The organism is Algibacter sp. TI.3.09, from assembly GCF_038154905.1.
Taxonomy (GTDB): Bacteria; Bacteroidota; Bacteroidia; order Flavobacteriales; family Flavobacteriaceae; genus Algibacter.
The window spans coordinates 180,101-202,522 of the sequence record NZ_JBAKAN010000001.1; the positions used below are offsets into that span (position 1 = coordinate 180,101).

A 22,422-nucleotide genomic window follows, 5' to 3' on the forward strand; every position below is an offset into this window, starting at 1 on the left:
CTAATTAGTTTAATATTATAGTTCAACAATATTATATCGGTTAAGTTCTTTTGACTCATAAACATCTCTAAAACCACGAAATAAATTTTTTGAATAAAAAAAGAAAAATATAGGCTTCAAAGGCTCTCTTGAAGTTAACAACCTCGCTATTTCGCCCTTAAAACCAGAAGAATTAGAAACAATAAAGGTTTCCAAATTAGCAATGATGGTTGTCCTAACTTTACATTCATCCTCTATTTTATCTAACAACTCCTTTGGTGAGAAAGTGAGAGAATTTGTATGAAATTCAGCACAATCAATAAAGCAAATTTCAGGAATAACTATTTTAAATTGATCTACAATAGGATTGAATAATCCATCACAATATATTAGCCCCGTTCTTTTTCTTGAATTTTCGACAATTGAAATGAAATCACTAATTTTATTCATAATATTTATCTAATAATTTTAAAGCTGCTTCTTGATAAGTGTAAACAATATGCTGCAAGTTTGCTGTTTGTACATATTTAAGTAAACCAAGATCACGTAAGCCATAAATTTGTTCTAATAATGTTTCTTTATCTAAATTGAAAACTTTCCCTATGTTATTTGGTTCTTCTAACAGCTCATCAAATGTTATAGTTGTTCTTCCATTCCGATTATCATACAAGACATAAGCTAACAGTAAGGCATTGACTTTATAAGGGATATCTCTATAGTATTTATCATTCTGAACTCTAAATATATTTAGATTTTTAAAAGCATCCGAATCTAAAAATGAATTCGTTGTGATATTAATTAAACCTTTTACAAAATCATCACCATAGTCAGTTTTTATATCATTTAGAATAGACCAAGAGCGAAAATCTTTTGCTAAATTCTCTTTCGTTTTTGCTTCAGTTGATTCGTTTAGGTGATAATATAAAAATGGATTAGATTCTTTTTCAGTCCAATGGTAAAACAATACCCATAACGTTATTTCATCTTCAAAATATTTATCATTTAAATAAATAATTTTGGCAAGTTCGGTTGGCCTATAAAGCTTATCAAGCAGATTCAGGTGTTTTAAATAAAGTTTTAAATTATCAACTTTATTATTTCCGAATCCAGACTCTAAAAGAAGATCTTTTTTCTTGAAAGTGGGGTTATTGTATATTAGATAAAAAAGTTTGTATAATTCATTTTTATCTAACTTAAACCCTCCGTATTTAGTTATATTTTGCATTTGTACTTTTAGTATTTATTATCCATAATATTGAATGGAATAGTATTTTAAACAATCATTTGATTTTTACCTCATTTTGAATGATTTCAACTAACTCAATAATTTGATTTAAACTAATAGTTTTATCAATAGAGATTCTTAATGACTGGCTACATTCTGCATCAGTAAACCCCATAGCTTTTAACACATGAGAACTTTCGATAATCTGAGAAGTACATGCTGATCCATTACTTAGTGCCAAAAACGGAATTTTAGATATAATTATATCAGAATTTAATTCTGGTACAATAACATCTATGATGTTTGAAGCCCTATAGTATTGATTACCAACGACAAAAGAGTCTTTAATTTTTTTTAATTCTTGAATTAGAAATTTACTTTTTTGTTCAATTACATCTATATTGTGTTTTAACTCATCGCAGGCTATTTCACAAGCTTTACCCAACCCCACTATAAGAGGTGTATTGTAGGTCCCTCCTCTTAAGCCTTTCTCTTGTCCACCTCCATGAATTAAAGGTGTTAATTCTATGTTTTTTCTTTTATAGAGAACACCAATCCCTTTTGGTCCATTTAATTTATGTCCAGAAAAACAAAGCATATCTACATAATCATCTTCAATGTCTACTTTTATTTTTCCAACAGATTGAGTTGCATCACAAAAGAAGGCAATATTATTTTCTCTTGTAAACTCACCTATCTCTTTAATTGGTTGTATTATACCTGTTTCATTATTCACATGCATAATTACAACAAGTGAAGTGTTTTCTTTTACGGAATCCCGTAATTGGTCAAATAAAATGACACCATTTTTATCGACATCTAAATAAGTCACCTCAAAACCTTTAGTCTCCAAATATTCACAAGTAGATAATACCGCCTTGTGTTCTGTCTTCACAGTTATAATATGATTACCCTTATCCGGATTAGACTCAACATAACCTTTTATTGCCATGTTTATCGATTCTGTAGCACCAGATGTGAAAATAATTTCTTTATTATCACAGTTAATAATTTCTGCAACTTGTGTTCTAGCTTCTTCTATTGCTTCATTAGCTAACTTACCAAAACTATGACTACTAGAAGCATTTCCGAAGTACTCGGTAAAGTAGGGGAGCATTTCTTTAAGAACTCTTGGGTCTGTTTTAGTTGTAGATGCTGAGTCTAAATATGTTATTTCGTTTTTCAATTAATATTTTTTGTTTTTGTAAAAATTTACTATTGCTAATGTATCAAATTTGCAATAATCTAGTAAGGTTTGTCTTATTTTTCTTTGCGTTTTTTTTCTTTTTCTGTCTTTTGATATCTAGTTATTAGACAGTATTAAGTCTTTTTGTAAACCTTCTGTTATTTTGGGGAGACTATAAAAAAAGAGCTAATCTTTATTGAATCGATTAGCTCTCTTAATATGTTGAAGACTATACAGTAAAGAAGTGTTTACTCGGTTCTAAATTTTTGTTTTATTGAAATCCTTTGAATTTATTATTGATGATGTTGAAAAAAGTATTAATCAGTAGATAATAGGTGTTTTTATGCTTGATTACTAGAGGGAACAGGTATTGTTAAATATCTAATATTCTTAATTTTATAATATTACAAGTGGATTCTAAAGAATTGTTTATTGGTGTGTTAGGTTGCTCTTTAAAACTTGACTAAGTTTTATTTCCCAGTTAAATTATAAGTGAAGGCGTAAACAATTTATTTGTACTAAGGCAATAGGCTTTTGAGTGTTCAAAAAAGGGGGGCACACTCTTAAATATTGATCTAAAGGATGGGAGGCGTGTTTATAAAACTATTAATGTAATAAAACAGTCAAAGTTGTTTACTTATATTATTACTTTTCTAATGTAGAATTATATTGAGAATTCAGCTGAATTTTCTTTATTTACTTTTTAAAAAGTAGCAAGTTTACAATACCTAAATAGGCTATAAAACTCAGATATATTAAACTTGCTAAGATTTTTATTTAAGAATAAAAGAAATAATTTTTGAGGAGTTTGTTTCTATAGTTTATCTTGTTCTCCCTTAGGTTGACCTCCGAAAATATTAAAACCTATGCCGGCTGATAAGAACATATTGCCATTATACTTCCAATTATATTGACTTTGATTATTTATGTAGTCAACGCCAGTATAAAGTCCTATTTGTATCCCTTTAAAGTTTAAATTTAAGCCTGTAAGACCTGTAAGTATCTGAACGCTTTGATCTTTTCCTTGTTCAATACTTGAATTGGTTGAAGTTAAATCAGTTGAACCAAATCCAAATCCCAGTTGCCAAGTTAAATCCCAGTCGTTTATAAAACTTTCATTAAGTCTGATAGCCAACGCAAAATTAACATTTAGGTCTGTTTCAAAGTTTATCTCTCCATCAGAAGATCGTAATTTGAGAGGTAAGGCGAGCGCTCCAAAGCGTAAAATCTCTTTTCCGTTTGCTGGTTTCGTTCTGTTGGTGTAGTCAGATGATGACATTTTATAGATTTTGTAATTAAGTACTTTTGCACTTGGTGCATTTTCAACTAATCTTTTTACGCTAAATTCAATAAAACCCGCAGTTGTTCCAGTTATTTCATACCTTATATAAGGAATTAAAAAATCAGAATGAGATGTTGTGTCTGCCTTAGAATCAAATGTTTTTACAAAAGTAATTGGTATTGATGCGGATTTTGAAGTAAATAAATCACCTACATTTTGGCTGTAAGAATAACAAAAAGAAAGGATAAATGTAATTAAAAGAACTTTTTTCATAATTATTTGGTTTTAGGTTAGTAATTTATAAGATCTAAAAATCTAAATAAGAATCTTTTATAGAGAATGTCTTATCTTGACTTATCTTTAAGTAGTTTTTTAGTGTTTAAGTGAAAATAATAGCCTTTATTTAATCGTTAATTTGGTTAACGTAATAACAACGAGAATTAATAAATGGCGTGAATCGTTACTAAAATTACCTCGTGCTAATAATATGAAAAAAATAAGGGAGAGTGTGTAATAAGCTTGCTTATAGCTTATTGGGAATTAAATATAAATAAAAAAAATAAATTTTAACTGTTTTTAATCTTTTTTATAAAAAAAATCTAATATTATAAATCCAACTTTAGTGATTTAGTAGAATTATACATTAAATAATAAGGCATCTGGTTGAAACAAATCATTTTCCAAAATTTTATCTTCCTTTTTTTCATTTGAGAAGCGAACCCTTTTTGTTTTTAGTTTCAAAAAACGGAAAATCACTTGAATTAACAAGTTCGAAAAGTATTAAAAGCTTTAAAAGTCTTAACGAAACCGGAGCTTTTGCAAAGATAGACAGAAAGTTATATACTACTTTAATGGATAAAAATAATTCATCCTTATTTATTGAAATTCTACTTGATAAGCATTTTAAAAATAGTAAAGCCAATTTCTGTAATCAAACTTAAGATAGTAAAGAGAATAAAATAGAAAATCAAATTTTAAAAGAAGAAAGAGAAGATTATCAAAATTTAATTATTGGCTTAAAATCAAAACTTAATGATGATGGATATTAAGAGGAAATATTCATAAGAAGTCTTTTATTCAAAAGGACTATTCCTAAAATATATAATTATTCTTGTTGCATTTCTGAAATGAAAATAGAGACATCTGTTAATATACAAATGGTTGACGGTTGTCATATTATTCCTTTTAGTGTTTCAAATGATGATACAATACCAAATGGTTTATCATTATCTCCAAATTTACACAGAGCTTTTGATAGGGGAATTATAACAATTAATGAAGATTACGATACAATATGTAATATTTGCTTTTTCTATTGGGTTTGTAGCAGTTTTGGTGTACAAAAGCTGTACACTTTTATTTTCTTTTAACTGTTGTTTAGTGGATAAATGTACGACAAATATAAATTTTATAAAATAATTATGTTTTGTTGAAATTGATTTGATAAGAAGTATTTCGTCCTTTGCGGAGTAATTTTAAAATATCCATTTCTAATAAATTTTGTAAATCACATGTAGCAGTCTTTTTAGAAGATTTAGCAATAGTAATATAATTTTTAATGGTAGTACCTCCTTCAAACCCTTCAATACCTTCTGCTAACATCCGTTTAATTACTTTTAATTTTCTATCATTTCATTTCGATTTATAGATGTCAAAAAGAATCGTTTTTTTCAACGTAAAATCTATAAGAGCTTCAGATAAATCTAACGCATCTAATATTAGATCAATATAGTATTGCAGTCAATTAGTTATTACATTGTTCCATGTCCAATATCTAAAGATTCATAGATTGCTTTTTTTCTTTTTCAATACTTGTAGAAAGACTAATTAATAAAGGACTATCTATGTTTTTCAAAAGGGCTTCTTTAGCAATCGCTCTTCCAATTCTTCAATTACCATCTTCAAAAGAATGAATGCTTTCAAAATATAAATGAGCAATAGCAGCTCTAATAGCTGCGTGTTTTATCGTTTTTTTTCCATTTTGGTAGGATCTACAGAGACCAAACAATAGTTTATAAAATATAATAAAAACAGCAATTATGAATGATAAAGAAATATTAGGATTAGTAATAGCAGGCTTAGGTTAATTGGTAACCTTGGTAGTAGAAGGATCAATAGAAAAGGAATCGCGCGACCTTAACGCGAAGTAGACATTTAACTTTGCGGAAGCATAATCACAAATAAATAGAGATAAGATGAAAAATAAAATATTAGAATTATTAACAACAGCATTATTAGGGGCAGTAGGTTTATTAGCAGCAGAATTAAAAAAAGATGATAAAGGATCTATAGAGACCAAACAATAATTTATGAAATATAATAAAAACAGCAATTATGAGTGATAAAGCAATATTAGGATTAGTAATAGCAGGCTTAGGTTTATTGGTAACCTTGGTAGTAGAAGGATCAATAGAAAAGGAATCGCGCGACCTTAACGCGAAGTAGACATTTAACTTTGCAGAAGCATAATCACAAATAAAAAGAGATAAGATGAAAAATAAAATATTAGGATTATTAACAACAGCATTAGTAGGGGTAGTAGGTTTATTAGCAGCAGAATTAAAAAAGGATGATAAAGGATCTATAGAGACCAAACAATAATTTATAAAATATAATAAAAATAGGAATTATGAGTGATAAAGGAATATTAGGATTAGTAATAGCAGGCTTAGGTTTATTGGTAACCTTAGTAGAAACATTAAAATAAAATAGATCTTCATTTCATTTAAAAAATAATTTAAAGTAGATGTCTAAATATATTTATAGTTAAAAGGTTTAGCTATAATCATTATATGTATTTTTAATGTTAAAATAATCAATTATGAGTTTGTCTAAAAATAAAAGTCAACTACCACTAACTAAAAAACGAAATATAGTAATTATTATAGCAATCCACAATGTATTAAATAGTCTTAAGTCATCTACGAAAGAGGAACTAAAAAAAGAAGTTAACCTGGATTTAAGAGATTATTCTTTAGATCAAATTAATGATGTTCGTACAATTGAAAAAGGAATTGATACTTTAGAGAAGCTATTAGAAATTAATATTTTGAAAGAAGGTAAGCCTGTCGTATATAAATACAAAACAAGAAATATTAAAATTGCAAAACAATTGTTTTTACATTCTGGTATGGAACATATGGTACTTATGTATGATGTTTTATTGAGTCTTGATGGGCTTTCCTTTAATAAGCTTAATGAAAAGGTATTTCATACTCTAGGAAGTAAAGGTTATTCGAAATTAAAAGAGTTGAATTTTTTTGAAAAGGAAAACGTGATTACCCCTTTAATCCAGTTCGAAAGTCACTCCAAATTTGAAATGGACCAGGGAAAATTATTTCTAGAGTTATTTGACGCTATAAATCAAAAGGAAGTTTTAGATTTAGAGTATAAATATTTCAATGGTGATATTAAAAAGTACAAAGTATCTCCTTATTTATTAAAGCAATTTAACAAAAGGTGGTTTTTGTTTGTTTTTAATCATGAGAAAAAGTCTATAGACTATTTTGGTTTAGCTCGAATTGAATCGCATACAATATTACCGAAAGATAATTTTAAGGAGAAAGAACGTAAGTGTCTTTTTGGAGAAGAAAGTTATTTTTCAGATAAGGTTGGGGTTTCTAAATATGAAAATAGGTATGAGAATTTACCTTCGAAAAAAGCTACTAGTATAAAAATTAGGGTCGAAAAAATGCAGTTTAATTATATCGAAACAAAGCCTATCCATGATTCACAGAAGTGGCATAAGAACGAGGGAGATGATGAATATGAGGTGATTTCAATTGATGTAATTATTAATTTTGAATTAATAGCCATGTTACTTTCTTTTGGTTCTACTATTAAAATTATTGAACCTATTGAACTAAGAGATATCTTAATTGAAAAGTACAAAAAAGCACTTGAGAATTATGAGTGAAAATAGAGAGATAAATTCTTCTCCAAATAAATAAGTTAATGAACATTATTTTCAGAATAATTTTCAAAAAAAATATTTATAACTATGCAGCAAGTCCGTGTAGTTTGATGTTTTGGTTGCATTATAAAGTTTAAAAATTAATAAAAATATAAAGAATATGGCATTTAATCCAGCAGATTTTACAGTAGAAGAACCAAAGTCTATACCAGTAGTTTTATTACTAGATACAAGTTCTAGTATGCAAGGAGAATCGATTATAGCATTGAACAATGCTGTTGAATTAATGATTACAAAGTTTAAGGAAGCAGAAACATTAGAAACATTTATTAAACTTTCAATAATCACTTTTGGTAATGAAGATGTGCAACTTCATACACCGTTAAAAGAAGTCTCTACTATCGAATTTGAGAAATTAAACCCAGGAGGTATGACTCCGATGGGAAAGGCATTAAGAATGGCAAAAGAAATGATTGAAGATAAGGTTATTTTTAAAGGTAGAGATTATCGTCCTGCAGTTATTTTGTTATCAGATGGGGCACCAAATGATGATTGGGAAAAATCATTAGATAATTTCGTAGGTAATGGTAGAAGTTCTAAATGCGATAGGTTAGCTGTGGCAATTGGTGATGATGCAGATAAAGTTGTATTAGAAAAATTCATATCAGGTAATGAGAATTCTCTTTTCCTTGCAGAAGATGCGAGTAAAATAATGGATGTATTTAAAAAAATAACGATGTCAGTTTCTATGAGAACAAAATCGGTGAATAAAAATGCACCAATTAACATAGATGAAAGTTTAAGTAATGGAGACATTGATATTAACGATTTAGATAGTTTTAAATTCGATTAAAATTATTTGAATTGTTTTTATTACAGAATAGTCTTTAATTTATCAGGACTTACAGTAAGATATCTTATCTAAAAATAAGATTAATAAGGAAAGTATATTCAAAATTAGTGGATTCTAATTCAACTTATTTAAAACATATATAAAAGTGAAAATAATTAATGTTTATCTGGATACCTCTGGAAGTATGGATGAAATGGGTAAAGGAAGTGCCCTTTTGTATATAGCGAAATCTATAAAAGATTATTGTAAATTTAAATCAATAGAAACTTGTTTTTATAAGTTAGATAAAACTAAGATTGTAAACATGGAAGGAGTCAAATTTTCTAATGATGTAAAATTAAGTAAAGACAACTTTTTAAGTAATAGTATTTTACTTAGTGATGGGTTATTTGAAATTGAAGGGAAGAAAATATTTGATGTTGCAATAGCTGTGGGGGTTGATGCAGACGAACTCAATTTAAATAAATTTTCTAGTAAATTATTTACTAGCGATAATGTAATTAAGGCTTTAGAATATTTGTTGTTTAATAATGACTTATTAGGAAAATCACTAAATAAAGATGAAGATGAGTGGTAAGGAATGGAGTGGTTGGGGAGTTTCAGGAATAGGTCCTCTTCATGTAAAAGAAAGCATACCTAATCAAGACTCTTATATTGTGAAAAAATATTCTTGGGGTATAGTTGGAGTTGTGTGTGATGGTTTGGGTAGTAAAAAGCAATCTCATATAGGGTCATCAGCATTGGTAAAAGCTGTAACAAAAACAGCTGTACTCTTCGATTTTAATTCAGACATCAAACTATTTGAACCATTATTGAAATCATTATGGAATATAAATATATACCCATATAACCAAGAAGAAACGGCAACAACGCTTTTATTCGCAATAATAAAAGATGAAAAAATATATACAGGTAGAGTTGGGGATGGCGTAATTGCGTTATTAGGAAAAAATAATATTATTGTAGAAGAAGATAAAGATATGTTTACTAATTACACGACTCCATTTGGTAGGGATTTAAAAATAGAATGGTGTATCTATAAGGAAAAAGATGTTGATTCTATAGTTATGTGTAGTGATGGTATTTCTGAGGATATTAAAAAAGAGAACCTTTTGCCCTTTTTTAATAATTATTTGGAAGCATATAAAAATACACCTTCAAGAAAAAGAAATTACGAAGTTAAGCAATGGTTAAAGAATTGGCCAGTTAAAGGTCATACAGATGACAAAACTATTGTATCACTTTTCAAAAAATAAGTAATGGGGAAGATTATAAAGAAAATAGATGAATTTGATAATATCCATTATATAGAAACTGATAATGAACTTGGGCGTGGAGGTCAAGGAGTTGTATATAAAACTAAAAATGCAGACACTGTTATAAAAATTGCTTTAGATAACGAGTTACCGATTAAAGACCCAACACAGATAAAGTCTTTTCACAAAAAAATTAAAAAGTTAATTTTTAAGCCTCTTCCTATTGATATTAATATTGCAAGACCTGTAACTGTTCTAAAAGATGAGGCAGGTTATGTAATGCAACTATTAAATGGTATGGAGCCGTTTTCTAGATTGCTTCCTCAAGAATTAAAAAAAGAAGAAGCTGCTAATATGGAAATTCCTGTTTTTTTAGAGGAATTATCAAAAAGAGATAAAAGAGCTGCTCTTTATTTTACTCACTATAATAAAAGTGGAGGTCTAAGAAAAAGGTTGTATACCTTATCTAGACTTGCAATAGTACTAAATAGATTACACACAAGAGGTTTAGTGTATTTTGATATATCACACAATAATGTTTTTATTAATAAAGACGATATACCATTAGTCTATCTAATAGATGCTGATAATATTGAATATGAATCAATAAATAAACAAACGGTTTATACTCCTAATTTTGAGGTTCCGGAACTAATGCAAAATAGTCCTAACTCAACATATAGTGATATATATGCTTTTGGAATATTAAGTTTTTTAACGCTAACAACTAAGCATCCTTTTGATGGTGAAGGTTTAGAAGAAGAAGATTGGGATACTGAAGCTGCTATAAAAAAAGAGAAATGGGAATTACCATGGATAGAAGATAGTAATGATGATTCTAATAAAAGTAAAGCTGGTTTAAGAGGTCACTTAACGATAACTAAAGAACTAAATATTCTTTTTCATAAACTTTTTGAAGGAGGGAAGTTCGATAAATATCAAAGACCAACCTTACCTTTATGGATAGAGTTACTGGAAAAGGCTGCATGTAAAACAATTAAATGCAGTTCTTGTAATATGAGTTATTATAATGATGTTTTTGATAAATGCCCATATTGTGAATCTGAGAAACCTAAGCGTTTGATAGTAAAATCATACTACTATATAGATGGTAAAAAACAAGAAGAGCGGTGGGAATATGTAAGAGAGATTTTAGAAGGAACAAAAATAATTGAAGTACCAAACTACCTTTTTAAATCATTTGATATACTTAAAGTAGATGATGTTTTTTTAGAAATTAAATTCTCTAGACAAACAAGGATAGAGTTATCATTTAATAAAACAGGTGATGAAAAAATATTTTTTGAATCAGAAACATCGAAGCCTATTTTTAATAAGAAATCAATAAGAGATGAAGAATTAAAAAAAGGAATATCAATAGTAACCTTTAGTGATATAAAAACATTAGTGGAAATTAAAATAGAATTATGATTTTAGATACATTAAAAACAAATACTACTTTTATAGTTGAAGCTAAAAATTTAAGTCAAGAAAAAATTCCGGCTAACGGATTATTAGGGTTTCTAAGGCATAACGATATAAATTATGAAATATTTATAGAAAAAAAACTATATGATATTGAAATACTAGATAAAAATAAATTAGATAATATTGACGGCTTTTTTTTAAACAGAAATTATACAGCAATCATTAATATTATAGAATCTCTTAGAGATGATGTTTTTACTTTAGAAATTATCTTTTTTGCTTATCCTATAATAGAAATTTTTGAACCTTTTTTTATTTCTCTAGGTGAAAAAAATATAAAAACAGCAAAGGATATAGGGCTAATCTCAAAAAAAGATAATATTGATAGTCTTTCAGAAAAAATAAAAGAAATAGTGTCTTTTAATATAAATGGAGAGAGTTACTTTCTTACTTCTACTGCCATTTCTAGTCAACAAGAAATTTTTGAAGAAGATTTAAATAATATTAGAGAAAAGATAGAACAGATAGAAGAAGATAAAGATGAGGAACTTAAAGAAGATTATAAAAAAAGACATATACTCGCTATAGAAAAAATTAATGCAGATAAAAAAGCTTTAGCTTTTACTGTTCATGGTGAAAATATTAATGTAGCTGTTAAAAAGGAGTTTGCTCAGAATGGTTACAAGTTTACCGCAACAAAATTAAAAAGATTTATAAAACGAAAGCCAAATGATTCTCTTAGATTAATAAAAGGGAACATCGAATTTAAAAATGGATTAGTAAGTGCTAAAATAGCAGATGATTTAGGTGATATTGTAGAAAAAGAAGGTAGTTATTTAAATACTTGGGATAAATATGTAAATGAAGAAGGTAAGTTATTAATAGATAAAGCAAAAAGCATTGGGGTTATAGAGTTTATAGGTACTCCAGAACTAATTGCGGGTGGTTATAATTTAAAAATAAATAATTTTCCAGAGCTAAAAGAAATATTAGTTGTTGGTGATTACTTAAGTATGGTAGCTACAGTACCAAGTTATATTACAGATAATTTAAGCTGGTTAGAATACATTGCTCAAAAAGAAATACAAGAAAGTATTAATATACAAAAAGACAACGTTGATTCTTTTGAAGTTACGCATATAGATAACGAATTTATAACCATAAAAACAGATAATAATTATGATTTCGCATCAAAAAAAATTGTCTTATCTATTTATGGAGATGAAGTACAACTAGAGAGAAAATTTAAAGCAAGAAAAAGGCTGTTAGAAGGTAAAAGTGCTAATCCTCTTTTAGGGCTATTAATAGAGGATACAGATAAATTTAAGCAATATATGAAAACTTCTAAGAAAAAGGTTTTAGAACCTTTGACGGAAGTTGTTAAAAATAAAATATTTTCGAAAAACCCACCCACAGAAAACCAAATAGATGCAATTGATATGGCATTAAACACGCCGGATATTGCAATAATACAAGGGCCACCAGGAACAGGTAAAACAACCGTTTTAGCTGCAATTATAGAAAGATTAAACGATGTTTCTGATAAAGAAAATATTAGAGGGCAGGTATTAGTGGCAGGTTTTCAGCATGATGCTGTAGAGAATATTATACAGCGTTTGGATATTAATGGAATTCCTACGCCTAAATTTGGTAAAAAATCAACAAGCACTGTAGATATAAGCTCTTATGAGAGGGTTATGGAGTGGAGTAACGATATAGCTTCAAATTTAACAAAACCACTCACTAAATTAACTAATTATAATAAAATTAATAAGTTAAATAAGAGTTTTGAAGTTTATTTAAAAACACCGTCAAAAACAAGAACTATTGAGTTGCTAAATTTTATAGTTTATGAGTTAAGTGCATTTTTAAAAGAAGATATTGTAGCTGATGCACAAAACTTATTAAAGAGTTTGAGCATTAAACAAATAGATAATGTAAAGGAATTACAACAAATTTATTCATTAAGAACTACAGCTGTTGGTTTTATGGATGATGGGGTAGAAAGAAATTTAGATTTAAAAGTTTCTAATATCGGTAAATTATTAAGAGATGACGAGAAAGGTATTTTAAACTATAATAACTTAAATGATTTAGAGAACTATCTTCCTAAACTTCAAAAATTAAAATATAATTTAATAGATAGGTTTTATCCAAAGCCTATTTTTAAAGCAGAAAAACCTAATTCTGATATTATAAACCTTAAAGATAGGGTTGAAAGCCAGTTATCTAATAGTTTAAGTACAAAAGATAGAATAAATGTGGTACTAGCTAACTATATAAACGAGTTAGAATCAAATCCTTTTGGGTTAAAATCGATGATAGAAGAGTATAGTTATGTTTTTTCGTCAACAACAGGACAATCATCCAAAGCTTCATATGAAAAAGGAGGAAGAGATAATGAAGACGTTGTATTTGATACACTTATTATTGATGAAGCAGCAAGAGTAGCTCCTATGGATTTGCTTTTAGCAATGGTATTGGCAAAAAAAAGAATAATTCTAGTAGGAGATCATAGGCAACTTCCGCATATGGTTGACGATAAAATTATTAAAAGTGCTAATTTAAATGAGAATGATTTTATCAAGGAGAGTATGTTTGGCTACCTAAAATTAAGAGCCAAAAAATTAAAAGAACATGATAATATAACAAGAGAAATAACATTAGAAAATCAATTTCGTACACATCCATTATTAGGAAAGTTTATAAGTGATAATTTTTATTTGCACTATGGTGAAGCATTTAAATCTCCTAGGGTTGAACAAGATTTTCATCAAAACCTAAAAGGAATTGAAAATATACCAGCAGTTTGGATTGATGTTCCAAATGATAATAATAAAGGCAAAGAAAAAAGAGGAGAGAAGAGCAGAAGTTGGAGTAGAGAAAGTGAAGTTGAGGCAATAATAGAATATTTAGGGAAATGGATATTGTCTAAGCAAGGTAAATATTTAACCTTTGGGGTTATTACTTTTTATGGAGATCAGGTAAAGGAATTAGAGAGAAAAATATATAGAACAGACGGAAAAGGAACGTTTTCTATAGAAGAACAAAACTTTTTTAAAGAAAGATTAAAAATTGGAACTGTTGATTCATTCCAGTTTAAAGAAAGATTAAAAATTGGAACTGTTGATTCATTCCAGGGTATGGAGTTTGATATTGTTTTTTTATCTGTTGTTAGAAGTTTAAGTTTAAAGAGCCTAGGAAAAGCTAAATCTCCATTTGGCCATTTAGCATCAAAAAACAGACTTTGTGTAAGTATGAGTAGGCAAGAAAAGAGTTTAATAGTAGTAGGAGATAAAGAGTTTTTTGAAAGTGAAAGAGCGAAATCAGAAGTTAAAGAGTTAAACAATTTTTTACAGGTCTGTATAAATAAGGGTAAAGTTTTATGAAAATAATTAGTTTAGAAAAGTTTGATAAGAACGAAGTAGTGTATGCTTTAAAGAAAGACTTATTAATAGCTTGTTATACATACCAAATTCCTATAGAAACTTCAAGAAATAAAGAGTTGAATTTTATAGAAAAAACGGTATTAAAACTTATTCAATTAGACGATAGTTTAAAACACGATACTATAAGACTCTCTAATCGATTAGGTTTTTTTAGTGATAATGAAGCGGATGATAAAACTAAGATTGTAAGTCTTATTTTGAAAAAACTTAAAGATTTACGAATTGATAGTATAGAAAATGATGATGAAAAAACAGAGGTTAAGGTCTATCAATTTTATCAAGAGGCTTACACAGGTAAATTATTACCTATAATAACCGAAGAACAAAATACGTATTCGTTTCCTACAAACGAATATAATTTTAATGAAAATTTTAATTATAAAGAAGTTTCTTTTAAGGCAGGAATAGATGCTAAAAGGAAAACAAAGGCAGTTTTAGTTAAAGACTTTAATTCAGAAAATGATATTAAAAAACCTACTAAGTTACAGATAGTAGAAACCATATTTAAACATAATCAAAGTAAATATAAGGGAAGTCATAAGATAGATGTTAAGCAATTTAATATTGATTTATTAAAGCCTGAGTTATTGTATTTACATACAAAGCTTTATATACTTAAAGATAATATAGATTCGTTTGTGATAACTAATGGATTTACTAATGACTTTTCTACTGTATTACGAAAATTATTTAGTGAACGACATTCAACATTATTACCCTTATTAAGAAAAAATATAAGAGTTGATACTGATAATAGGCAAGATAAAGTTGAAGTACCTTTTGAAAAGAGTATAATAAGATATAAGATTGAAAAAAAGTTAATTGTAACCATAGAAAAGGAAACCTTAACGATTAATAATACACATACAAATAAAGAGACTATTAAAGCTTCTAAAAGTGGTTTAATAGCGTCATTGTACGATCTTATTGAATTATTATTTAAACGCCTATCTAAAGATGATTCAGATAGCGATAGTTTAAAAAAAAGAGAGTTGTTGGAAAATATAGCAAAGGATATTGGTTTTGAAATTAATGATAAATACCTACATATATTAAAAGTACACAGTGGTGATAATCTACAAAAGTATCTAGCAAAGTCTTTACTGTATAAAAAAAAGGAATTATATGATATTGCCTCAAACTACCCAGATTTTCTTTTTGTGTTAAGTAAGTTACTTAAACTAAGAAACGGAGTTAAACATTCCGAAAAAGATAAAGCATTAGAAAATGTAGACATCTTAGAGTTAGATGAGTATAAGGTAATGACTTATTATTTAGTAACAATTATTTTAAAAATCAAAAATAAAAACATAGAACATAAGAATCTAGATACTTATAATATAGAGCTTAAACAAAATGCATTATTAAATTTAGAAGAAGAACTTCATTTTGACATAGTTTGTAAGTTACCTGAAGAGATAAAGAAAAACTTAGTTAATGTTAATTACTTTTTGAGTTTAGATTTTGAGTCAAATAAGTACACTATTGTAAAAGAGGTAATTAATAATCTTTATTCTTCTTTTGAATTTATACTTAAAAAGGTTGTGAATACCTTGGATATAGTAAAGGAAGCTATACCAGCAAAAGAGGATTTATTAGCTAAGGTTAGAGAGAGAAATGAATTGAATGAAAGTTTATATAGGGTAAGTCCAAAAATGATAGAGAATGCTTTTAATAAGAAACCTGCTAGTTTAGGTGCTTATATGCTCGTTTATCTTTATTATAAAAGTAACACAGAAAATGCACCTAAAAATGAATATGTTAGTTTAATAGAGATTGTGTTAGCTAAGCGAGGCCATAGTTCACCAACTGATGAAGATTTACAAAATACAAACTTAAAAGAGTTACAAAACTTAAAAGAATTAAGCTTTAAACACATAGAAATATTAATAGCAGAATTATAAAATATAAGATATAAAATAAGTATGAATATAAATGATTTTGTAAAGAAGCATCAATTAGATAGAAAGGGCGTTATAAGTGTTGCTAAAAAATTGGGCATTAAAGGTGCTGTTTATCTTAAAGATGATCAAAATAGAATTTTAGCAGAAGTAAAGAAATATGAAGCTCAAATAGATACAACATCAAGCAAAAAAGAGTTTATGAATTCAGATTTAGAAAAAAGGAACAAAGAATTAGATCAAAGAGAAAATAAAATAGCAGAGAATGAAAAAATATTAAAGCAGTTTCATGAAAAGATTTTACAAGAGAAAAACGATTTAGCCAAAGAGAAATTAAAATTTGAATCATATAAGAAAAGTGAGACTAATGCTTTGAAAATAAAGTTGTCTGGTGATGAATTAAACCATACCAATAATCTTGAAAGCCTGAAAATAAAAACACTTAATAACTTAAACGATGACTTTATTACTACTACTAAGGTAGAATATGATAAAATTAAAACAAAGTTAGATGATGTTATTCAGAGAGAACGAAAACTTCATGAATGGCAACAAGAAATAGATACAACCAAAACAAAACTAGAATCTGAAAAAACACTATTTGAATCTCAAAAAGAGAAGTTGTTAAGTGAACATAAACAATTGCTTCAGAATCAAAAAGTAATATTTAATAATGACCAAGAAAAAGAAAAAGTAAAAATTATTGAAGAGGCAAATCAAAAAATAAAAGAGCTATATAAAGATAAAGAACAGGAGATAAATAAAAAAACAGAAAGCCTAAAAGAATTAGAGGAAAAGTTGAAAAATAAAAAAGCAACGCTATCTGCTAAAGAAAAATCTTTAGAATCAAAAGGTGACGAAATTTATATTAAAGAAAAAGATAGGGTAAATGAAGAGTTAAGGAACCTTCAAGCTAAGGTTGATGGTTTTGAAAACGCTAATCACCAGTTAAGAGAAGAGTTGTCTAATGCCCAAGAAGAATTAGATGCTTGTAAAAAATATAAAGGTAGAAATTTACCATTGGAGTTAGATGAAAAGCAAAAAGAACTAGATAGAACTAAAAAATCACTAGCTGATTACATTGAACAAAAAAATGATTTAGCGACAGAAAAAGAAGCAAATGCACGTTCATACGAACAAGAGAAAGATGTTTTGTTGAATGATAAAGAACAATTATTAAGTGAAGTTTTAGAAGTGACAGTTTTAAAGAATGAAAAAGCGCTATTAGAAGACAAAGTTAAGTCTAGTGAAAATCATTTAGAATTTTTACAAGGTGAAAATAAAGACTTAAACGATAGATTAAACGCTATTTATTCAGACGGAACAGAGATTGAAGAACGAATTAAAGATCTTAAGCAAAAACCATACAGAGAGATTAAATTAGATACTGAAATTAAAATAACTGATGAAATTAAGTATTTAGATGGAATACAAAAAAACATGAAGGATTATGGGTTAGAATACCCTAAAAGACTCTTATATGCGTTTCATACCGCATTAAAAAGTGCAGACTTCTCTCCATTAACAGTATTGTCAGGTGTAAGTGGAACAGGTAAATCAGAGCTACCTAAACTATATTCTCATTTTGGAGGTTTTAATTTTTTAGCAGAGGCGGTTCAACCTACCTGGGACTCTCCATCTTCTATGTTAGGCTTTTATAATACAATTGATAGAAAATTTGATTCAACAAATATTCTAAAATTTTTAGTGCAAACTTCACAGAGTAAAACTGAGAATCCTTTTGGGTTAAAAGAAAGTATGAATATGATTCTTTTAGATGAGATGAACTTGGCACATATAGAGCTTTATTTTGCAGAGTTTTTAAGTAAATTTGAACTTAGAAGAGGTAGCAAAGGCGTTAATTTAGATGTTCAATTGGGAACAGGTATGAATTACGGATTACCATTAGATAACAATGTCTTATGGCTAGGTACTATGAATGAAGATGAAACCACAAAATCGCTTTCAGATAAGGTATTAGACAGAGCTTTCTCTATTAATTTTCCAAGACCAATAGATTTAAAAAGTAGAACGAAACTTAAATCTCTTGAAGAGATAAAGCAATTTGAATATCTAAACAAGAATACATGGGATGGTTGGATACAGAAAGAGTCTCTTTTTATTGGTGATAAAACGGAAATATTAAAAAATTATCATGCTATAGCAAATAAAATAAATGAAGAGTTAGCTCCAACCGGAAGAGCTATTGGTCATAGAGTTTGGCAATCTATGGAATTTTATATGAGTAATCATCCTTTAGTTATTCAAAATATAGATAATGAACAGGAATTAAATAAAAATGTAAAGCTAGCGTTTGAAGAGCAGTTAGTACAAAAAATAATGCCCAAACTAAGAGGTATTGAAGTGCATGGAAAAGAGAAAGATGCACTTGTAAATATTAAAGATATCTTAAATCAAAAGAAATTTAATATAGTAGAAGATTTTGATTTATCTATGGATAACCCTTACGGGCAATTTATATGGAATAGTGCCAATTACCTAAAAGAGGATTAATATGGAATTTTTAAAACTATATGATAAAGAGAATGAGAACATTCTTCATAACATGAGTTGGTTAAATAAGAATTCTTTTTTTGATAAAAGTATTGGCACTTTTGAAGTCACTGACCTGTTTAAATTTTTAGAAAACATTAATAAGTTTGATTACCATAAGGATCTTATTTATGATGATATTTATTATATCCTTGAATACACTCAAGGTAGTATCTTGTATCTAATAAATAATATCAATAAAGAGATTAGAAGAGAGCATAGAGTTCTTCCGTTAGCTCAAGCTAAAGAGTTTGATAAAAAGAGTATTATTTGGTTAAGTAAACAAGATGGTCGAACAATAAAAGAAAAATTAAAAAGCAATAAGATTAAAACTGTAAAAAGATATAGAGATGTAGACACTTATGAAAATAGGATTTTTAAAATTCTATTAAAAAGAATAGTTTTAATTGAGGATGTAAGAAAGGGGTTTCAAAGTAATGACTATTTGGTCAATAAAATTAAGCAATGGTTAAGAAGTGAGGATGCCAAAAGTATAAATGAATATGGAAATATCATCTTTAATAATTTATTGTTACATCATCCTCACTACAGTAAAGTTTTCAAAAGTTATAAATGGTTAAATAGGTTAGATGAAAAAGTAAATACATACATAAATACCTATCCAAATCAGATTTCATCTATTTTAAACCTTACAGTTTTGTCTAAATTACAATTCAAAACTGATGAATTTGTTTTGCCAAAAGCTTTAATAGTTGACTATTCTAATTTTCAATTACAATATGACAACCCCTTATTATTTAAAAAAAATAAATTGATTGGTAGCCAAAACAGAGATTTAAGCAAAGCTATAAATGATTTGATTTGTAAACAAAACAGGGGTCTGATATTAAAAAATATTGATAAATCAGCTGATACTATCATAAGTAAACTAAAAATAGAAGAAAAGCAAAATAGAAACTTCGTTAATGATAATAGAGCAGTGGAGGATGCTGTTTTTATTGATATGTTTAGGTTGTTTCCAGTTGTAAGATTTAATAATAAAACAATCTCATACCCAATTTTCTTAAAACAAAAAATCGGAAATGATATTGTGAATGCCAACAATACAAAGATTATAGATTTAAATCATTGCATTTTTACTCTCCCTGAGTTGTTGAAAACATACGATACAGATATCTTAAAACTGTTTATGAATGATTTATTAGGCTATATAAATACAAAACAACTTAACTACATAATTCCTGATTATGTTAACATATTTGAGTTTGCAAAAATAAAGAAGAGTATTAATAGTTACTTCCCTAGTAATAGAAATGTACCCAAAAGTATTTTAACAGGTTTAGAATATCTTTTTCAGAAAAGAGTAAAAAAGGATGATACTCTTATATCTATTCAAAAAGATCATAATAATGATGTATATGTAACTCCATTACTTGTAAAATTTGACAAAAAGCTAAAGTCTATTACGGGTGGTTTTTTTCTAGAAAAACATCCAACAAAAAGAATAGAAGGTGACTATGATATATTAGATGAATTAAACAAATCATTTGATAGAAATCTATCTTCTAGCTTAATAAATAAGTTTTTACAAGATGGTATAAAAGGTATTAAAGAGAAAAATATATATTTCTATTATAATGGTAAGGCTATATGTTTAAATAATGAAAAAAGTGTTAACAATAGAGTAAATAGTCCACAGAAATTTAGAAACTTGTTTAACAATAAACACTTGTTTAAAATTAAAAAATCATTTAGGTCTGAAGTCATAGATGTTAAAGATAATTATGAGGATAATGAGAGTAACCTTCATAATTTTGAAAGATTATTAGATTATGAAAAGCAAGGTTATACTCTATGGAAAGAACATTTACCAAGATTAGCGATGCAATTACCTATAAATGGTTATATGGATGAATTTGTTTTTGTTGATGATAGTAGTGAAGTTACTAATAGTAATATAAAAATTGAAAATCATTTTATAATTCCTGCAGATACAAAGGAACTCTCTTTTCCATTAATTTTCGGTGATAAAAACATCAATTATGAGGCATATATTTCATCTAACGAGTTACCAGTAAAAGAAGATTTAGAGTGTGAATTAAAACTTATATACAACTATGAAGCAGAATCTCCTTATGAATTGACATTTAGAGCTATTAACAACTCTATTTTCCCACTAAAAGTTAAGTGGAAAGAGATTAAGGAGAAAGCGTTTGATAACTTACCAGTTCCTGATTTTCCTGATCGCAAAAATTGGACTGATTTTACTAAATACCCTAAAGAAGATGGGAAGAGTTATTCTGACCTTTTGAATTGGTGTAGTTCTACATTGGAAATATTAAAGAAATTCGATGACCAATGTGAAGGGGGCTTTATTCGTAGAAATAATGATTATTATTGTTATGTTGATGTAAAAGGGGCTGAAGTTTTATGTCATAAATCTGATTTTATAGAGAAAATAGACTTTATTGATTCAAATAAAGGAGATGCTATATACTTATCTATAAAAAAAGACGGAAAAGGTAAATTATCTGGAAAAGATATAAGTTTAAGACGAACAATAGATAGTGTAAAAATTAAAATATTTAATATTCGTTTTCCTGTATTAACAATTTGGAACAATAGCAATTCTCTTTCTGAATCCGGTGTTCCTAATGATTTTAGAAATGCTTTATTTGAGGGGGTACAAAATGCAATTTCGATACTGGAATCTGAAGATATGCCAGATTCACTTAAAGATGAACTTTTCTTTTTCTTAAGTTGCCTTCATAAAGATTCTCCAGAATATGTTAGTAAACGACTTAGTAAAGTAATCAAAAATATTCCTTTATTTAAAAAGTATTACAGAAATATAGCATTTGCTATTGGCGATGCAGAGTTGGAATGGCAAAAGGATCTATTAAATAAGGTTTTAAATTCTATTAATAATAAAGATCTCACGTCTATTACTTTAGATGTATTATCAATTGCTCTTTGGCGGTCCGAAGAATTAATTAATAAACTTAAGAAGAGTGAAATTAAAAATATAAGAAACAAGTTATATGATAATTTAAAAATTGATATAACCAAGGTAGAAGATAATAGAAAAAGTAAATCCTATCAATTAACATTAAGTATGCATTTGGAATTATTGTTAGCTCTTTTAAGGATTCGAGGGAACAATGATAAACAGTTTATGAAAATATTGTCTCCCAATGAAAAAAGAACTCAAGAATATGTCAAACTAATTGATGGCATAACAAAAGTTGTTATTGAAAAAAATATTAATCTCACATCAAGAATCGAACTTCAAATTGAGAAGCCTAAAAGTTTTAATAAAACACCAGATCTGCTCTATGCTTTAAGAACTTATCTTACAGGAGATAGTGGTGCGGCAAATAGTATTCGAGTATTAGGAGTAAGTGATGATTAAATAAAGACCTTTTAAACCTAGAAG

General features: G+C 27.6%; 16 protein-coding genes. 10 read left to right on the forward strand and 6 right to left on the reverse strand.

The window, feature by feature from the left end; all coding sequences use genetic code 11:
* Positions 1 to 15 precede the first annotated feature (15 nt).
* The 4 genes from V6246_RS00685 to V6246_RS00700 all read right to left on the reverse strand — a co-directional run bounded on the left by V6246_RS00685 (position 16) and on the right by V6246_RS00700 (position 3,945).
* Positions 16 to 429: a hypothetical protein gene (locus V6246_RS00685; protein ID WP_341558523.1), complete on the reverse strand. Its 414-nt coding sequence runs from the start codon at positions 427 to 429 to the stop codon at positions 16 to 18.
* The gene (locus V6246_RS00690; protein ID WP_341558524.1) at positions 422 to 1,204 is read right to left on the reverse strand and encodes a DUF4007 family protein; all 783 of its coding nucleotides are present in this window, start codon (positions 1,202 to 1,204) and stop codon (positions 422 to 424) included. The genes V6246_RS00685 and V6246_RS00690 overlap by 8 nt, the downstream gene beginning before the upstream one ends.
* 55 nt (positions 1,205 to 1,259) lie before the next feature.
* Entirely contained in the window at positions 1,260 to 2,390 is a 1,131-nt protein-coding gene (locus V6246_RS00695) for a cysteine desulfurase family protein (RefSeq protein WP_341558525.1), read from the reverse strand.
* Between the two features lie 814 nt (positions 2,391 to 3,204).
* Positions 3,205 to 3,945 (reverse strand): hypothetical protein, encoded by a 741-nt coding sequence (locus tag V6246_RS00700; RefSeq protein WP_341558526.1) that lies wholly within the window; start codon positions 3,943 to 3,945, stop codon positions 3,205 to 3,207.
* Positions 3,946 to 4,790: 845 nt separating this feature from the next.
* Here V6246_RS00700 and V6246_RS00705 point away from each other — a divergent pair.
* Positions 4,791 to 5,042: an HNH endonuclease gene (locus tag V6246_RS00705; protein ID WP_341559888.1), complete on the forward strand. Its 252-nt coding sequence runs from the start codon at positions 4,791 to 4,793 to the stop codon at positions 5,040 to 5,042.
* Positions 5,043 to 5,091: 49 nt separating this feature from the next.
* Here the strand turns inward: V6246_RS00705 and V6246_RS00710 are convergent, their stop codons facing one another.
* Together V6246_RS00710 and V6246_RS18450 are read right to left on the reverse strand one after the other, a co-directional pair.
* Positions 5,092 to 5,274, reverse strand: coding sequence for a hypothetical protein (locus V6246_RS00710; protein ID WP_341558527.1), 183 nt, complete (start codon positions 5,272 to 5,274; stop codon positions 5,092 to 5,094).
* Positions 5,275 to 5,560: 286 nt separating this feature from the next.
* A complete protein-coding gene (locus tag V6246_RS18450) occupies positions 5,561 to 5,680 on the reverse strand; it encodes a Fic family protein (protein WP_445818981.1) in 120 nt (39 codons plus the stop codon).
* An 813-nt stretch (positions 5,681 to 6,493) separates the two neighbouring features.
* Between V6246_RS18450 and V6246_RS00715 the strand changes: the two genes are divergently transcribed.
* The 9 genes from V6246_RS00715 to V6246_RS00755 all read left to right on the forward strand — a co-directional run bounded on the left by V6246_RS00715 (position 6,494) and on the right by V6246_RS00755 (position 22,398).
* Positions 6,494 to 7,588 (forward strand): helix-turn-helix transcriptional regulator, encoded by a 1,095-nt coding sequence (locus V6246_RS00715; protein WP_341558528.1) that lies wholly within the window; start codon positions 6,494 to 6,496, stop codon positions 7,586 to 7,588.
* A gap of 157 nt (positions 7,589 to 7,745) precedes the next feature.
* Entirely contained in the window at positions 7,746 to 8,438 is a 693-nt protein-coding gene (locus V6246_RS00720; RefSeq protein WP_341558529.1) for a vWA domain-containing protein, read from the forward strand.
* Between the two features lie 145 nt (positions 8,439 to 8,583).
* On the forward strand, positions 8,584 to 9,015 hold the full coding sequence (locus tag V6246_RS00725; protein WP_341558530.1) for a hypothetical protein: 432 nt from the start codon (positions 8,584 to 8,586) through the stop codon (positions 9,013 to 9,015).
* Positions 9,005 to 9,694, forward strand: a complete 690-nt coding sequence (locus tag V6246_RS00730; protein ID WP_341558531.1) for a protein phosphatase 2C domain-containing protein — start codon at positions 9,005 to 9,007, stop codon at positions 9,692 to 9,694. Before V6246_RS00725 ends, V6246_RS00730 begins: the two co-directional genes overlap by 11 nt.
* 3 nt (positions 9,695 to 9,697) lie before the next feature.
* The gene (locus V6246_RS00735) at positions 9,698 to 11,125 is read left to right on the forward strand and encodes a protein kinase domain-containing protein (protein ID WP_341558532.1); all 1,428 of its coding nucleotides are present in this window, start codon (positions 9,698 to 9,700) and stop codon (positions 11,123 to 11,125) included.
* Entirely contained in the window at positions 11,122 to 14,511 is a 3,390-nt protein-coding gene (locus V6246_RS00740; RefSeq protein ID WP_341558533.1) for an AAA domain-containing protein, read from the forward strand. Before V6246_RS00735 ends, V6246_RS00740 begins: the two co-directional genes overlap by 4 nt.
* A complete protein-coding gene (locus V6246_RS00745) occupies positions 14,508 to 16,475 on the forward strand; it encodes a hypothetical protein (RefSeq protein ID WP_341558534.1) in 1,968 nt (655 codons plus the stop codon). Before V6246_RS00740 ends, V6246_RS00745 begins: the two co-directional genes overlap by 4 nt.
* 21 nt (positions 16,476 to 16,496) lie before the next feature.
* Positions 16,497 to 18,986, forward strand: coding sequence for a hypothetical protein (locus V6246_RS00750; RefSeq protein ID WP_341558535.1), 2,490 nt, complete (start codon positions 16,497 to 16,499; stop codon positions 18,984 to 18,986).
* A 1-nt stretch (position 18,987) separates the two neighbouring features.
* Positions 18,988 to 22,398: a hypothetical protein gene (locus V6246_RS00755; RefSeq protein WP_341558536.1), complete on the forward strand. Its 3,411-nt coding sequence runs from the start codon at positions 18,988 to 18,990 to the stop codon at positions 22,396 to 22,398.
* The last annotated feature ends 24 nt before the right edge of the window (positions 22,399 to 22,422 follow it).